18 protein-coding genes are annotated in these 18822 nt (G+C 52.8%); 4 read left to right on the top strand and 14 right to left on the bottom strand.

All coding sequences use genetic code 11. The annotated features are described in order from the left end of the window. Nucleotides 1-30: 30 nt before the first annotated feature. On the bottom strand, nucleotides 31-624 hold the full coding sequence (locus tag OES20_12570; GenBank protein ID MDH3635523.1) for an XRE family transcriptional regulator: 594 nt from the start codon (nucleotides 622-624) through the stop codon (nucleotides 31-33). A 250-nt stretch (nucleotides 625-874) separates the two neighbouring features. Here OES20_12570 and OES20_12565 point away from each other — a divergent pair, with 250 nt between their 5' ends. After that, complete coding sequence (locus OES20_12565) at nucleotides 875-2215, top strand: NAD(P)/FAD-dependent oxidoreductase (GenBank protein MDH3635522.1); 1341 nt, start codon at nucleotides 875-877, stop codon at nucleotides 2213-2215. A 55-nt stretch (nucleotides 2216-2270) separates the two neighbouring features. Here OES20_12565 and OES20_12560 read toward each other — a convergent pair whose 3' ends face one another. Then, on the bottom strand, nucleotides 2271-3167 hold the full coding sequence (locus OES20_12560; protein ID MDH3635521.1) for a hypothetical protein: 897 nt from the start codon (nucleotides 3165-3167) through the stop codon (nucleotides 2271-2273). 105 nt (nucleotides 3168-3272) lie between these two features. On the opposite strand from OES20_12560, the gene OES20_12555 reads away from it, so the two are divergent. Beyond that, complete coding sequence (locus OES20_12555; GenBank protein ID MDH3635520.1) at nucleotides 3273-3644, top strand: cupin domain-containing protein; 372 nt, start codon at nucleotides 3273-3275, stop codon at nucleotides 3642-3644. 170 nt (nucleotides 3645-3814) lie between these two features. Here the strand turns inward: OES20_12555 and OES20_12550 are convergent, their stop codons facing one another. The 12 genes from OES20_12550 to OES20_12495 all read right to left on the bottom strand — a co-directional run bounded on the left by OES20_12550 (nucleotide 3815) and on the right by OES20_12495 (nucleotide 15118). Further along, nucleotides 3815-4024 (bottom strand): hypothetical protein, encoded by a 210-nt coding sequence (locus tag OES20_12550; GenBank protein MDH3635519.1) that lies wholly within the window; start codon nucleotides 4022-4024, stop codon nucleotides 3815-3817. Between the two features lie 11 nt (nucleotides 4025-4035). After that, nucleotides 4036-5340 carry an ammonium transporter gene (locus tag OES20_12545; GenBank protein ID MDH3635518.1) on the bottom strand — a complete coding sequence of 435 codons (1305 nt, stop codon included), beginning with the start codon at nucleotides 5338-5340 and terminating at the stop codon, nucleotides 4036-4038. A 462-nt stretch (nucleotides 5341-5802) separates the two neighbouring features. Next, nucleotides 5803-6273: a hypothetical protein gene (locus tag OES20_12540; protein MDH3635517.1), complete on the bottom strand. Its 471-nt coding sequence runs from the start codon at nucleotides 6271-6273 to the stop codon at nucleotides 5803-5805. 82 nt (nucleotides 6274-6355) lie between these two features. Then, nucleotides 6356-7234, bottom strand: coding sequence for a bifunctional methylenetetrahydrofolate dehydrogenase/methenyltetrahydrofolate cyclohydrolase FolD (gene folD / locus OES20_12535; GenBank protein MDH3635516.1), 879 nt, complete (start codon nucleotides 7232-7234; stop codon nucleotides 6356-6358). A 208-nt stretch (nucleotides 7235-7442) separates the two neighbouring features. Next, entirely contained in the window at nucleotides 7443-7943 is a 501-nt protein-coding gene (locus OES20_12530; GenBank protein MDH3635515.1) for a hypothetical protein, read from the bottom strand. A 117-nt stretch (nucleotides 7944-8060) separates the two neighbouring features. Beyond that, on the bottom strand, nucleotides 8061-8309 hold the full coding sequence (locus OES20_12525; GenBank protein MDH3635514.1) for a hypothetical protein: 249 nt from the start codon (nucleotides 8307-8309) through the stop codon (nucleotides 8061-8063). 51 nt (nucleotides 8310-8360) lie between these two features. Beyond that, complete coding sequence (locus OES20_12520) at nucleotides 8361-9767, bottom strand: ammonium transporter (protein MDH3635513.1); 1407 nt, start codon at nucleotides 9765-9767, stop codon at nucleotides 8361-8363. A gap of 247 nt (nucleotides 9768-10014) precedes the next feature. Continuing rightward, a complete protein-coding gene (locus tag OES20_12515) occupies nucleotides 10015-10404 on the bottom strand; it encodes a hypothetical protein (protein ID MDH3635512.1) in 390 nt (129 codons plus the stop codon). 13 nt (nucleotides 10405-10417) lie between these two features. Beyond that, nucleotides 10418-11758, bottom strand: coding sequence for an FMN-binding glutamate synthase family protein (locus tag OES20_12510; protein ID MDH3635511.1), 1341 nt, complete (start codon nucleotides 11756-11758; stop codon nucleotides 10418-10420). A gap of 28 nt (nucleotides 11759-11786) precedes the next feature. Beyond that, nucleotides 11787-12623 (bottom strand): GXGXG motif-containing protein, encoded by an 837-nt coding sequence (locus OES20_12505; GenBank protein ID MDH3635510.1) that lies wholly within the window; start codon nucleotides 12621-12623, stop codon nucleotides 11787-11789. Next, nucleotides 12611-13549: a glutamine amidotransferase gene (locus OES20_12500; protein MDH3635509.1), complete on the bottom strand. Its 939-nt coding sequence runs from the start codon at nucleotides 13547-13549 to the stop codon at nucleotides 12611-12613. The genes OES20_12505 and OES20_12500 overlap by 13 nt, the downstream gene beginning before the upstream one ends. A 99-nt stretch (nucleotides 13550-13648) precedes the next feature. Then, on the bottom strand, nucleotides 13649-15118 hold the full coding sequence (locus tag OES20_12495; GenBank protein MDH3635508.1) for a glutamine synthetase family protein: 1470 nt from the start codon (nucleotides 15116-15118) through the stop codon (nucleotides 13649-13651). 545 nt (nucleotides 15119-15663) lie between these two features. On the opposite strand from OES20_12495, the gene OES20_12490 reads away from it, so the two are divergent. Continuing rightward, nucleotides 15664-16407 (top strand): FadR family transcriptional regulator, encoded by a 744-nt coding sequence (locus OES20_12490; GenBank protein ID MDH3635507.1) that lies wholly within the window; start codon nucleotides 15664-15666, stop codon nucleotides 16405-16407. A gap of 3 nt (nucleotides 16408-16410) precedes the next feature. Next, nucleotides 16411-18777, top strand: a complete 2367-nt coding sequence (locus tag OES20_12485) for an aminomethyltransferase family protein (protein ID MDH3635506.1) — start codon at nucleotides 16411-16413, stop codon at nucleotides 18775-18777. Nucleotides 18778-18822 lie beyond the last annotated feature (45 nt).

The following is an 18822-nucleotide window of genomic DNA, read 5'->3' as shown; positions in this document are numbered from 1 at the left end:
ATGAAATTTTGTTTCCTACCAGGAAACAATTTAGATGCTTGTTGCCTCCGAAACGATAATCGAAAGGTAGCGACAGGGTAATTTTTGTATCTCATCCGGACCATGCGAGGCCTCGGCATCGAAGAAAAGGGTGTCACCCGGCTCGAGTGTGTAGGTTTTGTTGGCGTGGCGGTAAGTAACCCGGCCTTCCAGCATGTAAATCAGCTCGGTTCCGGCGTGTTGAAACACAGGAAACACTTCCGACTCATCGTCGATCGTAATCAGGTAGGGTTCAATATTATAGGGCTTGCCAATAGTGTGCCCGAGCAGCTGGTACTGGTGCCCGGCACCCGAACCACGACGCTCGATCGACAAACCTTCGCCGGCCTTGATGTAGGTTACGTCGCGTTGTTCCTCGTAACCACGAAAGAACGAAGTCACTGGCACCTGCAGCGCATTGGCGAGTGAAGTCAGCGTCGCCAGCGACGGCGATGTCTGACCGTTTTCAATCTTTGACAGCATCCCGGTCGATAGTTGCGCCTGCTTGGCGAGCGCGGCCACGGTCAGGTTAAGTCGCTTGCGCGACGTGCGCACCTGTTTGCCAATCGCAACTTCCAGCGCGTCAACACTGTGTTGCTGCTGCATCAAATCGTACTTAGATTGCTGGTTATCCTGATCAGGCATCGACTTTCGTTACGGTCCATGGCGGGAGACATATCAAACCTCACCGGGCATCCGAATGCAAATCGGCTTTAGTGCATGTCCGGTTAAAATTGATATTGAATACCTGTCATTTGGTTGACCATCGCACCGTTATTCCCTAACCTTGACGGCTAGCAATTACAACCGTTTTCGAATAATAATATTTATCAAAATCAATTAGTTGGAGGATTAGATGAGCAAGCGCGTTGCAGTGATAGGAGCCGGTCCCAGCGGCCTGGCTCAGTTAAGAGCCTTCCAGTCGGCGAAGGAAAAGGGAGCTGATATTCCCGATATCGTCTGTTTCGAGAAGCAGGACAACTGGGGCGGCTTGTGGAATTACACTTGGCGCACCGGCCTCGATCAATACGGCGAACCGGTTCACGGCAGCATGTATCGGTACCTCTGGTCTAACGGACCGAAGGAAGGCCTGGAATTTGCCGATTATTCGTTCGAAGAACACTTCGGTCGTCCGATCGCCTCTTACCCACCCCGTGCGGTGCTGTACGATTATATCGAGGGGCGCGTGAAGAAAGCTGGGGTACGAGACTGGATACGATTTAACTCGCCGGTGCGTCATGTGGCCTACGACGAGCATGAAGGCATGTTTCACGTTACTGTCCAGGACGAAAAAAAGGACGTCGAGTACACCGAGGAATTCGATCATGTCATCGTTGCAAGCGGTCACTTCTCGACTCCGAACGTGCCCGAGTTTCCCGGGTTCGACAGCTTTAACGGGCGTGTACTGCATGCGCATGACTTCCGTGATGCCATGGAATTCAAGAATAAGGATATCCTGATTATCGGCACTTCCTATTCGGCCGAAGACATCGGATCGCAGTGCTGGAAGTACGGCTGCAAATCGGTCACAGTGTCGCATCGTACCGCGCCGATGGGGTACAAGTGGCCCGATAACTGGCAGGAAGTGCCTCTACTGGAAAAGGTCGAAAAGAATACCGCCACCTTTAAGGACGGCAGCACCGCCGAGGTCGACGCGATTATTCTATGCACCGGCTACCTGCATCACTTCCCGTTCATGGCAGAGAATCTGAAGCTCAAGACCAACAATCGACTCTATCCCGTCAATCTCTATAATGGCGTGGTCTGGGAATACAACCCCAAACTGATGTACCTCGGGATGCAGGACCAGTGGTATACCTTCAATATGTTCGACGCCCAGGCCTGGTATGCACGCGACGTGATCCTTGGACGGCTCGATGTTCCTTCGCAGGCTGAGATGCACGCGGATATCGACAAGTGGCGCGAGACCGAAGATAACCTGCCCGACGATTACGCCTGCATTGAGTTCCAGGGCAAGTACACCATGGACCTGATGGCGCTGACCGATTACCCCGAGTTTGATTGTGCCGGTGCGAATGAAGCCTTCTTCCAGTGGAAAAAACACAAGAAGGAAAACATCATGACCTTCCGTGATAACGGCTATAAGTCAGCCCTGACCGGCACCATGGCGCCGGCACATCACACGCCATGGAAAGACGCGCTCGACGATTCGCTGGAGAGTTACCTGCAAACCTGACGAACGCTGTCAGGATCAACTAATAAAAAGCGCGGCCCAGGGGTCGCGCTTTTTATTACATCCCGGGATACCAGAACACCGACTTGCCGGTTGCACTGCGACCCGAGTACATTCCGCCGGCAGCCGTACCGCGGGCACCGTAGGTCGAATCATAGCCATGTGTCACCGAGCCGCCAATCCCGTCCGATTGCGCTGCCTGCGAAGCTTGCAGGATATTGACGATCGCCGGGCCACCGACATAACCCAAATTGCCCTGTGAATCCATCCAGAAATCACCCTGGTACGTGACCCCGAATAGTTGATACAGTGCCTGCTGATCGAGTGGATGTATTTCTCGTCCATTGATGAAGATCCCGGTGCCGCCTCCGGAGATATCAGGCGGCATCGGTGTTGGTAACGGCAGACCCGGATAAATCAGCCCGGCGGTTGGCCCACCCTCTACACCCCAGGCACCCGTGTCGATGTCATACCAGTAACGACCATCGGCAATCGGCAGGTCGTTGTGTGCTTCGAGTTCCTGCAGTGAGAACAAATCCAGCTGCACGCGATTGACGTAAACCAGCCGCTTTGCCTGGGCGTCGCTAGCGGCCCGATCGGATCCAGCGTCATTGCCACTATCGATATCACGTTGAAATGTAATCGATACACCTTCTTCATCCTCGAAAATCAACGCACTACCCTGCAAATTCGCGACGAAGCCGAAACTCTCATCTGCTCCTCCGATCTGACCAGCAATTCGATCACCGAAACGTCGGGCATTGAGTAACAGCACAACACCGGCAACCTGCAGTTCGCCCTGATATTGACCAGTTTCGTTCTGCGAGATTGAAAGCTGGTATTCCTCACCCTCCAGCCAGCCACTGAAAGTTCCGGTATAGGCATCCGCTATAGCGGATTCGACGGACAGCAAGACCAGTAACAGGTAACCCAACCTCGCCAGTTTTCTGTTCATTTCCCGCCTCCCTTATGCCTGAATATGCAGGAGCGAATGTGTTATTGTGCGCCTCGCAAATTACAAATAAAAGTGTGTCAGTTCACCGAGCGAGGTCAAATATTTATGTTAGATACCAGGCTGCGAGAGATAATCAGCACCGACGCCGACGCGTTCAAGCCCTACAACCGTTATGGCGAACCGATCCCGGGCATGTCATGGATTACCCTGAGCGGAGAACTGCTAAACGGCGAATTCGAGTGCTTCATGTTGCGCATGGAGGCCGGCGCACAATCCAGGCCACACGAACACATGGGCTTTGAAGAATTCCTGATCATGGAGGGAGAATTGATCGACTGCGATGGTACCACTTACCGCAGTGGCGATTTCGTGCGCCTGTTGCCGGGTTCGAAGCACGGTTCACACACACCAGATGGCTGTGTCCTGCTGGTGATGTTGCGGGGCAACAACCGATCCCTAAACGACGACGAGCTCTAAGCCTAGAGTCACCATTCCTGGATCCCGGCTCGAAGGTCGGGATGACGGAATTGCACCCGGCACGAAGAAACACATTGGCTCCTCTGGCAAGACACAAATTCGCTGCCTACAGAATAAAAAAGGCTCCACCTGTCGCCAGACGGAGCCTTATAGAGTTACCCCCGCTTGCGCTATCTTTGTACGCCGTGGGTGCTGTCGGTATCATCACTCCTGAACTTGTGTATATTTTCGTGATGGTTTTCAGTCTTCAGGGTTACGAACAACGGAACAATGCACAATAGCACCGCAATCCAGAACCAGAAATCAGTCATTCCAGTTTGAGCGAAAGAGTAGAAAACGCCTGCGCCATCCCAGCTTTCAATTGGACTTGAATTAAACATTTTGATACTCCTCAATTAATAGTCTTGATGTCTTCAGGATAGGCCATGGCTTCGATCTCGACGTCCATACCCACTTCCTGAACCCCGTCACTGGCGCGCAGAATACCCATCACCTTGAACAACCAGGCGAATACGAAACCGGGAACAAAACCCAGCAGGATCATGACGATCATGCCCTTGAACTGACCACCGAAAGTGATGGTCGGGACGTTATCGGCAAACTGCGGGTAGCCGCCCAGGAAGATACCGGCAAACAGCAGGCCGAGCATGCCGCAGAAACCGTGTACCGAGACCGCGCCAACGGCATCGTCGATGCCCATCTTTTCGATCAACTGAGCCGCCATCGGCCCAAGAACACCACCGACAAATGCGAGCGTAAAGGTGAGGCCCGGATAGTAGAGATCCATGCCTGCCGCAACCGAGATGACACCACAGAGTGCGCCCGACATCATCCAGAATGGATCACGGGTCTTGGTATAGGCGCCGATCATGCCACCGGCAACACCCATCAGGGTGTTAAAACAGATCGTCGACAGGGTTGTCGGCATACCGTAGATGTTGGTCCACTGGCCGATACCGGCCGGGCCACCACCGCCATAGAACAGGCAGCCACCAAGAAAACCGAAGAAGCCGGTCACGATCAGCATCAATCCAACCATCGTCATCGGCAGGCTGTGCCCGCGAATCACGTTGGCCGAACCATCGGCGTTGAACTTGCCAATACGCGGGCCGAGATGGATTAATACACCGAGCGCGAAGAAACCGGAAATGATATGGACCACGCCGGATGCACCGAAATCATGGTAACCCCATTCGACCACCATCCAGCCGGCATAGTGCCAGCCCCAGGCTGCCGAGAGAATCCACGCAACCGAGCCGAGGATAACCGCGAGGATGATGAACGCGGTCATACGGATGCGCTCGATTACCGCTCCAGACATGATCGATGCCGTGGTACAGGCGAACAGCGTGAACGCGCCATAGAAAACGCCGGAGGCATTATCCTGCAGGTTCGGTCCCATGCTTTCGCCCCAGGGTACGCCACCGGCACCCGCTTCCCAGTCGGGCGTGAATCCGTTGTACATAGCCAGGTAGATCCACCATCCGAACATCCAGAAGGTCGGAATCATGTAGGCAAAAGCAAGGACATTTTTAGTTCCGGCTGCCAACGTATGCTTGACTCGAGACGCTCCCATCTCGTACATCATGAAGCCCGCGTGAATCAGGATCATGATGGCCGTACACCAGTAATAATAAACCTCCAGGTTTATCGTGTTGGCCCACGTTAACGCGGCCTCTAGTTCTGCAGGTGTCATTGTTGATCTCCCCCTTAGAGTTAGTTAGAAAACCCCTGTTTCTCCAACAGTATTTCAAACTACGTCCTGTGGTTATGACTCGTTTCCTTAATTATTATCCCCGAACATCCGGGAGCTGCAGTTAGTCCCTGGGTCGCATTTTTATCTGGTTTCATCTACTTGTGGATGAAATCATGCCCAATCATAACCAATCTCTAAAACGATAGCTATGCTCCTGTTTTATAAGAAACTTCTGCACCAACTTAGTGCTTTTTGAATTTTGCCTCAGCGACTTGCCGTGGTTATCGGGCCATTAAATTGAAGTTAGCCGGTGGCTTTATAAGCATGGTTTGCGTGGTAAATGCTAAATAAATCAACATAATGCTACTCGCCATCAGTTGATCGATGTCTCTCAATTACGCCCACCAATTAGTGGCTGCGGCGGAAGCTGGTTAGCCCTGATTTGATCGGTTTTGGACGGCTTTAATTGGCTGTCTGCTGGTCGGCGAAAACTTCGGAGTGAATACCGAAATGCTGGATATAGTATGATTTTCCGTCGACGACGAGATTTATCTTGATAGTTGCGGGACCAGAATCGAATTCCAACGGTACCTGGTAGCCGATAATCTCGATATCTCCCAACGACTTGCTGGTGGCGGAACGATCCCACAGATATTTTGGTTTACCCGTCGATTTCAACTGCCCGAGTCGGCTGAGAGATTGATAAGCCTGCTGGACCTTTTCGTTTTCAAATTCAAGCCGCGCTGTGGGCGATAACAATGGCCTGAGCTGCTCAAATTGCCAGCTGGTCACGATCGGCAGGGTCGATTCCAGATAGGGTACGGCGGTATCATCGTAACGATCCGCCCTCATGCCGAACCATAGCGCATAGATTAACAGCCCGGCCGCCAACAGGGTGATAAATATCAGGCTACGTCGCAGAATCAAGGGCATAATCAGCCTGGCTCGAGTCAGACAGGCGGCGAAATTATCACGTTCGCCACCTCAAACAAACTCGAACGAATGTAATCTCGCTTTATTCCGGTATCTCGACATGGTTCAGGCGACAGGCTTGCTGCAAAGTGTTGTGCAACAGGCAAGCGATTGTCATTGGCCCTACCCCTCCCGGCACCGGTGTGATTGCACCGGCCACGTCGGCAGCGCTACTAAATTCAACATCACCCACCAGCCGCGTGGTGCCATCTTCTTTCTCGATGCGGTTAATACCGACATCGATGACGGTAGCGCCCGGCTTGATCCAGTCGCCCTTGACCATTTCGGGGCGTCCTACCGCTGCGACCACGATATCCGCCTGGCGGCATTCACCCGGCAGATCGCGGGTGCGCGAATGCGCGATAGTGACAGTGCAGCTCTCTTTCAATAGCAATGCAGCCATTGGCTTGCCGACGATATTGGAACGGCCAACGACGATCGCCTTCATGCCGGAAAGATCGCCAAGATGATCCTTGAGCATCATCAGTGAACCCAGCGGCGTGCAGGGCACGATACCTTCGGCACCGATCGAGAGACGGCCGACATTGGACAAATGAAAACCATCGACGTCCTTATCGACCGAAATCGAGTTAATCACCGCTTCTTCGTCGATGTGATCAGGTAACGGCAGCTGCACCAGGATACCGTGAACATCGGGATCATTATTTAATTGGTCGATCAACGCCAGCAAGTCATCCTGACTGGTACTCGCGTCGAGTTTATGCTCGTAGGAATTCATGCCCGCTTCCTGGGTTTGCTTGCCCTTGCTACGCACGTATACCTGGCTGGCAGGGTCCTCTCCCACCAGCACCACGGCCAAACCAGGCGTTATCGAGTGCGTCTCTTTTAAAACCGCGACCTGGCGCGCTATTTCGCCGCGCAGGTTTGCCGAAAATGCCTTACCGTCAATAATCGTGGCCATTCTTAATACTCCCAACAATTAGATAACCAGGCCACCCGCTTTCCCCCGGAGTTCGGGCAGGCCTGTTCGAAAAAACTCATTTTACAAATAACCGGACTGCGATATATCAGTAATACTACACCCATTTACCCACTCGCTAGAACTAGCCGCAAGTCCCGGGTGGACTCTCGTTGCGGATGCGGTTGGTTTACCGCATCCCCATACTCGACTATTCCGGATTGTTCAAAGTCAGCTTTACGCCACCGCTATGGTCGGGATTCGCCCCGATACTAAACACTGCAGCCTGCGGGGACAAACTGGCATCAGCACCGTGAAATGCGACTTCGTCATCACGCAATTCCTGGTAATTGACTATTGCTCCCCTGCGGACAAATATCAGTACCGTCAGTAGTCCGGAAGCGATCAGCGAGTCGCGTTCACCGCGAGGCCAGTTCCAGTCGAAGGGACATTCGCTGCCGCTCGCTTCGGGTTTGAAATTGGTGACGACCCTGACCCTGTCCCAGCCAAAATCCGTAGCATCCGCCAACCGGAATTGCCCAGAAACATCCGTTGCAACCAGCAACTCGTTTAGCGAGGCACGAAACTGCTTATTGCCCCTGCACTTGGCATATATATCCCCGTAATAAAACGACATCACCAGTATCACGATCGCGGGCACGATATACACGATCGGCCGTGTCGGCATAACCGAGAGTGCATTTTTAATCATCGCAAACTCCTGTCGGAAATCGTCGCAATACGCGCATTTGGCGGTAGCAATGAAAAACCCCTTCGATCAGGAATCGAAGGGGCTTCCGCAACATACCGCAAAGGATACTACCGGCAATTAGCTCCCGATAGAATCCTTCGCTTCCCTGCTGCCTTCATCATCGAGGACCTTTCCGGGACCTCCCTGCTTAGTGATGTTTTCGATATCACCCTTGAATTCGGTGGATTCCTTTTGGTGTTGCCAGACGTGCCAGCCAAACCAGAAAATCAATCCCAGTATGGTCAGAAATCCTTCCGATCCAACGAAAGGATAGATCGCACCGAATGTATCAAGATTGAGCCAGTTATCAACTAGACCTGTAGACATAGTATTTTCTCCAAATGTAATTCAGTTATCGACATATGAAATCAGGAGCCTCTACCCGGCTTCTTCACGAATCGCTCGCGCTACTTCTGCGGCATCCACCGCTCTCTGCGTTTCGTAGTTGATATCAAGACCTACTAATTCAATTTCACGCGGGATGCGCAGCTTGCCCATGGCGTGCAGGATCTTCGACACAATCAGTGCCGGAAAGAAACCCAGTACGAAGAACATGATCAAGGCCCCCAGGAAGTTACCCCAGGGTGTAATGGGCGCATATCCCTCAAACGGTGAGGAAGGATAACCCCACAGCATGAAACCGGCCACGACGATACCGTAAAAACCAGCATAACCATGCACCGCAACCGCACCGACGGCGTCGTCGATCTTGAACTTGCGCTCTACCCAGAAATGCATCTTGTAAGCCAGGATTGCACCGCCAGCGCCAATCAGCATGGCCTGGATGGGGTGGTACAGGTCGTTACCCGACGAGGCGCCGATGATACCCGCCAGACCACCGGAGTAGGTCCAGAACGCGTCACCATCCGAAATCAGGTAGGCCGCCATCAAACCGCCCGACAGCGACATCAGGAAGTTAAAGGTAATTGCAGACAAAGTGGTTGGCTGCAGGTAGATATTGGTGGCACTGAAGAAGGTCTTGTCAGGCACATCCAGCATCGCGGGACCATAGACATCGATAATCGGGATATTACAGGCCACGTAGAAGCCCCAAAAACCGGTATAGATGAGGAACAGTCCTATGGTTACCAGCCAGGGATTATGCGGATTAATATTCCTTGGCGTACCGTCAGCGGCGAATTTGCCGATGCGTGGACCCAGCACCAGTAGTACACCCAGGGCGAAACCGCCGGCTATCGCGTGGATTACACCCGACGCGTAGGCATCGTGATAGCCCAGTTTTTGTACCATCCAGCCGTTCCAGGACCAGCCCCAGGAAGCATCGATGATCCAGGTAAATGAACCGATGACCACGGCCAGTACCCAGAAAGCGCTGGGACGGATACGCTCGATTACGGCGCCGGAGACGATGGAAGCGGCAGTCCACGAGAACAGCAGGAATGCGGCCCAGAACACGCCGTTAATACGCGCCCAGAAGGCGGTATCGTCGGCAGTCAGGACACCACCTTCTTGCGGTGCACCACCCATATGCGTGCCCATCAGTTCGCTCCACGGCGTGGCAAAGGGTGCATCGACCAGGGGACCGATGATCCAGGGACCATTGACAAACGCAAAATAAATCCACCAGCCGAAGAAGAAGAAGGTGACGGTTACCAGCGGGATAACCATGGTGTTCTTCATCAGGGTGTGCGTGTGGTTTTTGTAGCGTGAGGCGCCCACCTCATAAACACAGAAACCGACGTGAATCAGGAACATAAACACGACGGTGACCCAATAATAAAACTCGGTAAATATTATCCCGAGCGCGGTTAGCTCGTTATCCATTTTCTCCCCCTTTTAGTTATGAGAATTGTAAAATTTAGACAGGCATCCTGCCGGCATATCACGCAATGACTTTCAAACAGCCTGTAAATTCAAAGGAAAAATTAACTACCCGTATGAAAATCCTCACCATTAATATTTTTACTAAAGATCCGTATAAATAACATATAAAGACTTCATGATCAAAATGGCAAAAAGGATTACCGGTATCTTAAAATAATCCTTTTGGCTTCGTTTTACGTACCTTATCTCAGGTAAACTTTTCGTATGCCTTGCGCAGATCGACCATCGGATGTCCTTTCGCCATCTGAAACTTGATCAACAATTCACGTGCGATCATGTCCCGATCCTGCTGGTTATCCGGTAATTTAATATTTTCGGGAATGGTCACCCAGCCATTGATATTGCGATCGAACACCGCCGGGTTGCCTTCCTCGTAACCCATGTGCACGTCTTCAAGCCAGTTCAGGTCGCTCCAGCCCATAATTTCCATGTATTTTTGTAAAAAAGGTGTACAACGCTCCATGTCGGGCACCAGGTTTACGTCATAACGATAACCGATGTGTTGACCAATGATTTTTTCACGCTCGGTGTCAACGCCATCGCCTTCGAGGAAATGATTAATACTTAGTTCGGTCATTTTCGCGCCCCCCTTAATAACGTGTCATGTCGGGACGACCGACAGTGTGTTGCGTACCCGCCATTGGCACCTGCGCACAGGCAGACGCTTCCATCGTCAATGCAGCCAGGTCTTCCGGCTCCAGCGAATGGATGTTGGTCTTGCCGCAAGCCCGCGCGAACAACTGCGCTTCGATGGTGAGTGTATGCAGAAAGTTGTAAACCCGCTCCGCCGCCGAATCAGGATCGAGACGTTTGCGCAGGATCGGATCCTGGGTCGCGACACCTACCGGGCAACGCCCAGTGTGACAGTGATAGCAGTAGCCTGGTTCAACACCCATTTCATTTGGGAAATCGGCTTCCGGAATATCCTTGTTACAGTTCAGCGCGATCAAGGCCGAGTGGCCAATTGCAACCGCGTCAGCACCGAGCGCAATCGCTTTCGCAAGGTCGGCACCGTTACGGATACCACCCGCATAAACCAGGGTTATTTCACCTGACATACCGACATCATCGAGCGCCTGTCTGGCCTGGCGAATCGCGGCAATACCGGGAACACCGGTATCCTCGGTCGCAAGATGCGGACCAGCTCCGGTACCACCTTCCATACCGTCGATATAAATCGAATCAGGGCCGGTCTTGGCGGCCATTCGCACGTCGTCGTATACCCGCGCCGCACCCAGTTTCAACTGAATCGGAATCTGCCCATCGGTGGCTTCACGCACTTCCTGGATCTTGAGCGCCAGGTCGTCCGGTCCCATCCAGTCGGGATGACGCGCCGGTGAACGCTGATCGATACCGGCGGGTAATGAACGCATTTCAGCCACCTGGTCGGTGACCTTCTGCCCCATCAGGTGACCACCGAGACCAACCTTGCAGCCCTGGCCGATAAAGAACTCGACTGCATCGGCAAGACGCAGGTGATTCGGATTGAAGCCATAGCGCGACTGGATACACTGGTAAAACCATTTTGACGAGTAGCGACGCTCGTCCGGAATCATGCCACCCTCACCGGAACAGGTCGCGGTACCTGCCATGGTGGCACCACGTGCCAACGCGGTCTTGGCCTCATAACTTAAGGCGCCGAAAGACATACCGGTGATATAAACCGGGATATCGAGTTCTAACGGAATCTTGGCATTGGGACCAATGATGGTCTTGGTTAAACATTTTTCGCGATAACCCTCGATTACAAAACGCGTCAGCGTACCCGGCATGAATGTCAGGTCGTCCCAGGTTGGAATTTTCTTGAACAGCGAAAAGCCACGCATGCGGTACCGACCGAGCTCGGCCTTGATGTGAATATCGTTCATCACTTCGGGCGGAAAAATAAAACTGTTTCCAAGGTGATAGGGATCTATTTTTTTATCAGACATCTTTATTCTCCAGGATCAAAACCCGTGCCTAAAGCACCAGTTTCTTTTCCGTTGGTTCGAGGTTGTCGTAATTCCACAATTGCTTGCCGGATGTCAGCTTGATCATGCTGTCGACACCGTTGGGAGCCGACATGTCGTATTGCGATAACTTGCCTTCGAGATAACGCTTGTCGAGATCGGTCAATTCGGTTTCGACACAGTCGACGCCAAGGCTCGCGATCTTGCCACCAACGTAAATCGTGCCGTCGTACATCGAATCACCGAGGTTATCGCCGGCATCGCCGAGGATAATCATGCGGCCGCGCTGCATCATGAAACCGGTAAAGGCACCGACACTGTCACCGACGATAATGGTTCCGCCCTTTTGATCTATGCCGACGCGCGCGCCTGCCTGTCCCCTACAGACAAGGTCACCACCGCGAATCGCGGCGCCGAACAAAGAACCCGCATTCTTTTCGATGACCACCTTACCCGCCATCATGTTTTCTGCGCATGACCAGCCCACACGACCACTAATACGGATATTGGGGCCATCGATCAATCCACAACCAAAGTAGCCGAGGCTACCTTCGAAGTTCAGATTCAGACGATTCAGGATTCCGACACCGAGCGAGTGCTTGGCGCGCGGATTTTTCACCGTAATCGTACCAACCCCGGACTTCATCAAATCACGAATCTTGATGTTGATCTCCGAAATTTCCATTTCCGCGGCGTCAAATTCGGCTACTTTCTCGAAATCAACTTCGTAAGCCCATGGATAGGTAAAATTCTCTTCCTCTGTGGCCGAGAAAAACCGCTGCTGAGTACGACCCGCGAGCTGCTCCTCGTGCAGCCCCATGTCATGGGATGTTGTTACGCTGCCCATACTTTTACCTCCCCTTGATAAGGATCCCAGGTGTCGATTTCACGTGGGAAAATACTGCGAATGGCAACTTCTTCCGAAGCCAGGCCGACAAACTCATCGCTCTCGTAGAGCACCATGGGTTTGGCACCCATGACGTCTTTTGCCATGCCCAGCTGATTGCCGGTTGCAACCAGGTAGGTGAACACACCGTCGATAACATCGATGGTTCTGCGCATTGCACCTTCAAGCTCGTCACCCCGGTCGATTCGATCGGCAATGTAAACCGCAATCAGTTCGGAGTCACAGTTCGACATGAAGCGATGACCACGGCGCTCGAGGTCGCGACGCATGGTCCAGTAGTTGGTCAACTGGCCATTGTGAACCACCGAAACATCATTGAACGGGTAAGCCCAGTAGGGATGCGCCGAACGAATATCGACGTCCGACTCGGTCGCCATACGTGTATGGCCGATCGCGTGGGTGCCGACGAAGCCTTTCAATCCATACTGCTCGGAAACCACGGTTGCATCGCCTAAGTCCTTGATCAATTCAAGCGCTTTACCGACCGACAGGATTTCAACACCATCGAGGTCTTCGATGAAATCGATTAAACGTTTCAAATCACCGTCAAATTTGAAGTGATAGCGAAACGCGTACTCGGTGGCATCTTCTCTTTCGATGACTTCGGCACCCAGTTCTGCCATGCGTGTATCAACCGCGGCCTTGCGCTCGATAACCAGCCGATGAATATCGAAACCGGTCTTCATGTCTTCCTGCTCGGCCACCTTGAAGCGCAGCACGTACACGCCTTCCTCGCCCTTACCATAGAGCGCAAAACCGGTAGAGTCGGGTCCGCGGTGCTTCAACGCCTGAAGCATCTGGGTCATCTCGCTACCGATATCACTGGTCACGCCACCTTTCCAGATAAGTCCAGCAATACCACACATAAGATTATCCTCTTAGAGTTAAAGATTAGGCTGCCGGGGCTGCCTTAAATCTAAATCCCGGTGCAGAGCAAGCCCGCACCGGAATAATTTGAAACAAGCCTACGGCAGACAGTCGAGATAAGTTTCGACATCCCAATCGGTAACCGTATGATTAAAACGCTCCCACTCGTCACGTTTGTAATGCTCGAAAACCTTGAACATTTCGCCCGGCATGGCTGATTTGATGACTTCATCGGCACGCAATTCATCGAGTGCTTCGCCAAGTGACATCGGTAATTTCTTGACGTCTTTACCTGCATCGATCGCTTCATAGATGTTGCGTTCTTCCGCTTCACCTGGATCGAGATTGTTGTCGATACCATCATCGAAAGCTTTCAACAGTGCAGCCCCCATCAAGTAAGGATTCACCATCGAGTCTACCGAACGGTATTCGAAACGACCCGGAGCGGATACCCGTAACGCACAGGTGCGGTTCTGGTATCCCCAGTCAGCAAAGATCGGCGCCCAGAAACCGGTATCCCACAGACGACGGTATGAGTTAACGGTTGAAGACCCAATCGAGGTCAGCGCGCCCAGGTGCTGGATAACACCACCTATCGATTGCAATCCGATCGTGCCTGGCGCTCGCTCGTCAATTGAAGGATCAGGCATGAAGGTGTTTTCACCGCCAACCCGGTAACTGAAAGCGCCCTCCATACCCGGAAGAGATTCCATGCCAAGTTTATTAACCACATCTTCGCCACCGCGCCATAGCGACATGTTGTGGTGGCAACCGGAAGCCGAGACACCCATGAACGGCTTGGACATGAAACAGGCAATCAAATTGTCTTCTCGCGCTACCTGGGCACATATTTGCCGGTAGGTAGTCAGGCGATCGGCATTACGCAACACATCGTCGAACTGGGTATTCAGTTCGAGCTGGCCCGGCGCGTCTTCGTGGTCGCCCTGGATGATGTCGAGCCCCATTTGAATCGAGTATTCGATAACTTTCATAAAGGACGGACGCAGTTCTTCGAACTGGTCGATGTGGTAGCAGTTCGGCTTGGTAACACCACCGCTCATCTTGCCGTCTTCACCACGCTTTAACCACATCATTTCGGGCTCGGTGCCACAGCGCATGTCGAGGCCATGCTTGTCCTGAAATTCATTGTGGATACGACGCAAATTACCCCGACAATCTGAAGTCAATGCGCCACCCGGATTCTCGCGTTCTTCGCGGTTACGGAACAAGGTACAGAATACCCGACCGATGCGCTTGTCCCAGGGCAATTGACAGAAGGTCTCAGGATCGGGAATGCCGACCAGTTCCGATGATTCGGGACCGTAACCGATGTAGTCACCATGGCGATCGACGAACAGGTTAGCCGTAGAACCGTATACCAACTGAAAGCCTTTCTCGGCCAGACGCTCCCAGTGCATGGCAGGAATACCCTTACCGACAATACGCCCAGTAACGGAAATAAACTGGTAGTAAATGTAGTCGACCCCAGTTTCCTTAATTTTTTCGCTTACCTGCTTTACCAGTTCAGCGCGTCCCGGCGCTTCAACATGTGCTTGTAAATCGGTCATAATTACCCTCCAAACGGTTAAGGACTTATATTTTTTGCTCTTCGGTTCTGCGAAAAAGCCGCCGATTAAACACTTTTTACAACCGGAAACCTGTTTTTTTCGCTGCCCAGGAGATGCTTCGGGTGAACTCGACAGACCGCAATGTTATACCTATCGGGTGGCACAAAACAAGACCTCTTATAGCTTTTTTTGGACAATTCTTGCTTAAAGTGCTAGGTTTAATAGACCAATTTCTCGAGCAGTGATTGAAATTTATCATTATCCAGATCTGGTCGAATCCATGAGTAATCCTGGAGCAACATAAATAATTCTTCATAGTCCAATTATTTCAATAGCTTAATGTTAGTTTCATAATCCGTTTTCATTTCTCTGCGTATTTTTCGAACATGACAGGAGCTGCACCGACTCGGTGCCAATTTAACGATCATAGTGCCAATTTCAACGATATTTAAGCTTAGAAAGGCTTGATTTAGCGCAAAAATTGGCGCATTATTGTACCAATTTACTGGACCATATTTAGACAGCAATTAGAGGAATCTAGCGGCGTGAAAGCACTAAATAGCAGCGCTCTGTTAGCTGCAGATGGAGACCTTAAACCGGTGCACAAAAGGCCCGGCACTCGCGTTGGTGTCACCACCAGTAATGTCGCTGCGCAATTGCGCCGCCGTATCCTCGAGGGCAAATATGCTTACGAGGAACGCCTCCCGGCAGAACGGAACCTGGCCGAAGAGTTCGGCGTTTCACGAGGCACGATCCGCTCGGTACTCGAAATTCTGGAGCAACAGCACCTGGTTACGCGACAAATCGGCAGCGGCACCTATGTAACGCACCGGGAAATTACCAACCAGCAGGAAATATCGAGCGTAACCAGCCCGCTGGAAATGAACGAGGTGCGTATTGCAATCGAACCGCAAATGGTGCGCCTGGCGATAGCCAACGCGAGCTCACGTGATCTCGATGAGTTGCGCGACGCACTACGCCAGTGTGAAGATTGCGGTGGGGACCCGGAAAAATTTGCGCGCGGGGATGCCGCTTTTCACCTGGCATTGGCGCATTGTTCACGCAACAAGCTGATGTACTGGCTGTACGAGCGCATCAGCGAGGTGCGCCGACATTCACAGTGGCGCACGATGAAAGCCAAACTGCTAACCTCCGATCGCATTGACTACTACAACAACCAGCATCACGCTCTATACGAGGCCATTGCCGCGCGCGATACGGCCAGTGCTGTTCGACTGATCAAGGATCATCTCTACGGGGTGCATGATGATTTGCTCGAGACCGACTAAACGATGAATGCACCCCTGTTTATCTCACCAGTCAGGGTACGCGAGCCGGGAATTAACGCGCTTCCGCCGAATACCGAACGCTACCGGGTACGCGGTGGCGGCAGTGTAGCGTTGAACTTACAGGCCGGCGACGAACTCCAGCTGGTCAGCCCGGAAGGATTGCAACCGGGTGAAATCACCGTGTTCGATGCCGGTGGTCGCAGCGATTCGGCACTTATCGGCGCTCGTAATAATGGAAGCGCCGAGACGCTTAAACAGATCCTGGACAGTTCCGAGCCCAGCGCCATCGAATTAAAGGAGGCGCTGAACAGGCTTGGTATTTCAATCGAGGAAGCCCGCAGCTGCGTCGTATTCAGCAATTACTCTCCTGCTGGCGATTCGGTTCGATTTATCGCCGCTCAACCCGCCACCTGTCTCGTCGCCGCGCCGGGTAGTGACATGCGTGCCGACCAGCAGGACACGGTAACCGACCTGGTGGCATTTGTTCATCGACATCCGATCGGAGTGACTGAAACAGAAATCCGGCTGCCCGATCCATTAGCGGATCCGCTTGAAGATGTGCGCATCGAGGCGCGCACCGCGTTTGCCTACGAGGTTAAGGCTGGCGATTTCATTCAGATCATCGACGTCGAGGGGCGTGAATGTTCCGACTTTCAGTGCTTCGACTCCTCGATGCTGGAGCGAGGTGTCGAGCGCAGCCTCGATGCTACCGCGACCCGCCACGTGGTCGGGGCCGCCTATCCGGCGCCCGGGTTGTATGCCAAGTTCTACGATCAGAATTTTGAGCCAATGATTGAGGTGGTGCAGGATACCTGCGGTCGACACGACAGCTTTGGCACCGCATGTACCGCAAAGTACTACGAAGAAATGGGTTATCCCGGGCACGTCAATTGCTCCGACAATTTCAGTCAGGCACTGCAACCCTACGGGGTAGAGGCACGCAAGGGCTGGATGGCAATCAACCTGTTTTTCAACACCTCAATTGATAACAGCAACCAGATGTACTTCGACGAGCCCTGGTCACGTCCCGGTGACTATGTGCTGATGCGGGCACTCAAGGACATGGTATGCGTATCTTCCGCCTGCCCATGTGATGTCGATCCGGCAAACGGCTGGAATCCGACCGATATTCACATGCGAATTTATGCAGGCACGAATTCATTTAACAAAGCGACGGCATTCAGAATGACAGCAGATGCAGACAAAGAATTGACCCAGGAGACCGGTTTTCACAGCCGTACCTCGGAACACACACGCAATTTTACCGAGTACGCGGGCTACTGGCTGGCAAACAGTTATACCAATCACGGTGCGCTCGACGAATACTGGGCCTGCCGTGAAGGCGCGGTGGTGATCGATTTATCGCCGTTGCGTAAATACGAAGTTACCGGTCCCGATGCCGAGCTGCTATTACAGACCTGCGTCACGCGTGATATCCGCCGCCTTGCGGTCGGCCAGGTGGTTTACACGGCGATGTGTTATGAAAACGGCGGCATGATTGACGATGGCACGGTGTTTCGACTCGGTCAGAATAATTTCCGCTGGATCGGGGGCAGCGATGAAAGCGGTATCTGGTTACGCGAACAGGCCGAGGCACTCGGACTGCAGGCCTGGGTGCGCAACTCGACCGATCAGTTGCATAACCTGCAGGTGCAGGGTCCAAAAAGCCGCGATGTTTTAAAACAGATTATCTGGACGCGACCCGATCAGGCGACGCTGGAAGAACTTGAATGGTTTCGCTTTTCGATCGCGCGCATTGGCGACGAGCAGGGAATTCCGCTCGTGGTTTCGCGCACCGGCTATACCGGTGAACTCGGCTACGAGGTATTTTGCCATCCGAATGATGCGCCCGAGGTTTGGGACGCAATCTGGGAAGCGGGTGAAGCCTACGACCTGACACCGCTCGGGCTTGAAGCCCTGGACATGCTGCGCATCGAAGCCGGGCTGATCTTCGCCGGTTATGAATTCAGCGATCAGACCGACCCGTTCGAAGCCGGAATTCCGTTTACCGTGCCGCTCAGTACCAAGCAGGACGATTTCGTTGGTAAGGCAGCACTGATCAAGCGCAAGGAAAATCCCCAGCGGGTGCTGGTTGGTCTCGAGCTTACCGGTGATGAATTGGCCGCAAATGGGGACGGCGTTGAAATCGGCCGTAACCAGGTCGGTGAAATCACCAGCGCAGTGCGCTCCCCGATACTAGGTAAAAATGTTGCACTGTGCCGAATGCAGTTAGAACACGCCGTCCCCGGCACCGAAGTCGAAGTCGGCAAACTCGACGGCAAGCAGAAGCGCCTGCCGGCAAAGGTTGTCGGATTTCCGTTTTACGATCCGACCAAGTCGAGAGTGCGCGACGTCCCATCACCCGAGTAGAAGATTTTTTACCTGCCATCTCGCGGCTTTCATACTGTCATCCCG

The organism is Gammaproteobacteria bacterium (assembly GCA_029862005.1).
Classification (GTDB): domain Bacteria; phylum Pseudomonadota; class Gammaproteobacteria.
The sequence above is the reverse complement of the archived record's forward strand: the minus strand, read 5'-3'. Positions and strand labels throughout refer to the sequence as shown.

What these genes read in the sequence shown, in the direction of transcription:
- OES20_12570 (MDH3635523.1), bottom strand. Translation starts at nt 624, where the DNA reads ATGCAGCAGCAACACAGTGTTGACGCGCTGGAAGTTGCGATTGGCAAA.
- OES20_12565 (MDH3635522.1), top strand. Translation starts at nt 875, where the DNA reads ATGAGCAAGCGCGTTGCAGTGATAGGAGCCGGTCCCAGCGGCCTGGCT.
- OES20_12560 (MDH3635521.1), bottom strand. Translation starts at nt 3,167, where the DNA reads ATGAACAGAAAACTGGCGAGGTTGGGTTACCTGTTACTGGTCTTGCTG.
- OES20_12555 (MDH3635520.1), top strand. Translation starts at nt 3,273, where the DNA reads ATGTTAGATACCAGGCTGCGAGAGATAATCAGCACCGACGCCGACGCG.
- OES20_12550 (MDH3635519.1), bottom strand. Translation starts at nt 4,024, where the DNA reads ATGTTTAATTCAAGTCCAATTGAAAGCTGGGATGGCGCAGGCGTTTTC.
- OES20_12545 (MDH3635518.1), bottom strand. Translation starts at nt 5,340, where the DNA reads ATGACACCTGCAGAACTAGAGGCCGCGTTAACGTGGGCCAACACGATA.
- OES20_12540 (MDH3635517.1), bottom strand. Translation starts at nt 6,273, where the DNA reads ATGCCCTTGATTCTGCGACGTAGCCTGATATTTATCACCCTGTTGGCG.
- folD (MDH3635516.1), bottom strand. Translation starts at nt 7,234, where the DNA reads ATGGCCACGATTATTGACGGTAAGGCATTTTCGGCAAACCTGCGCGGC.
- OES20_12530 (MDH3635515.1), bottom strand. Translation starts at nt 7,943, where the DNA reads ATGATTAAAAATGCACTCTCGGTTATGCCGACACGGCCGATCGTGTAT.
- OES20_12525 (MDH3635514.1), bottom strand. Translation starts at nt 8,309, where the DNA reads ATGTCTACAGGTCTAGTTGATAACTGGCTCAATCTTGATACATTCGGT.
- OES20_12520 (MDH3635513.1), bottom strand. Translation starts at nt 9,767, where the DNA reads ATGGATAACGAGCTAACCGCGCTCGGGATAATATTTACCGAGTTTTAT.
- OES20_12515 (MDH3635512.1), bottom strand. Translation starts at nt 10,404, where the DNA reads ATGACCGAACTAAGTATTAATCATTTCCTCGAAGGCGATGGCGTTGAC.
- OES20_12510 (MDH3635511.1), bottom strand. Translation starts at nt 11,758, where the DNA reads ATGTCTGATAAAAAAATAGATCCCTATCACCTTGGAAACAGTTTTATT.
- OES20_12505 (MDH3635510.1), bottom strand. Translation starts at nt 12,623, where the DNA reads ATGGGCAGCGTAACAACATCCCATGACATGGGGCTGCACGAGGAGCAG.
- OES20_12500 (MDH3635509.1), bottom strand. Translation starts at nt 13,549, where the DNA reads ATGTGTGGTATTGCTGGACTTATCTGGAAAGGTGGCGTGACCAGTGAT.
- OES20_12495 (MDH3635508.1), bottom strand. Translation starts at nt 15,118, where the DNA reads ATGACCGATTTACAAGCACATGTTGAAGCGCCGGGACGCGCTGAACTG.
- OES20_12485 (MDH3635506.1), top strand. Translation starts at nt 16,411, where the DNA reads ATGAATGCACCCCTGTTTATCTCACCAGTCAGGGTACGCGAGCCGGGA.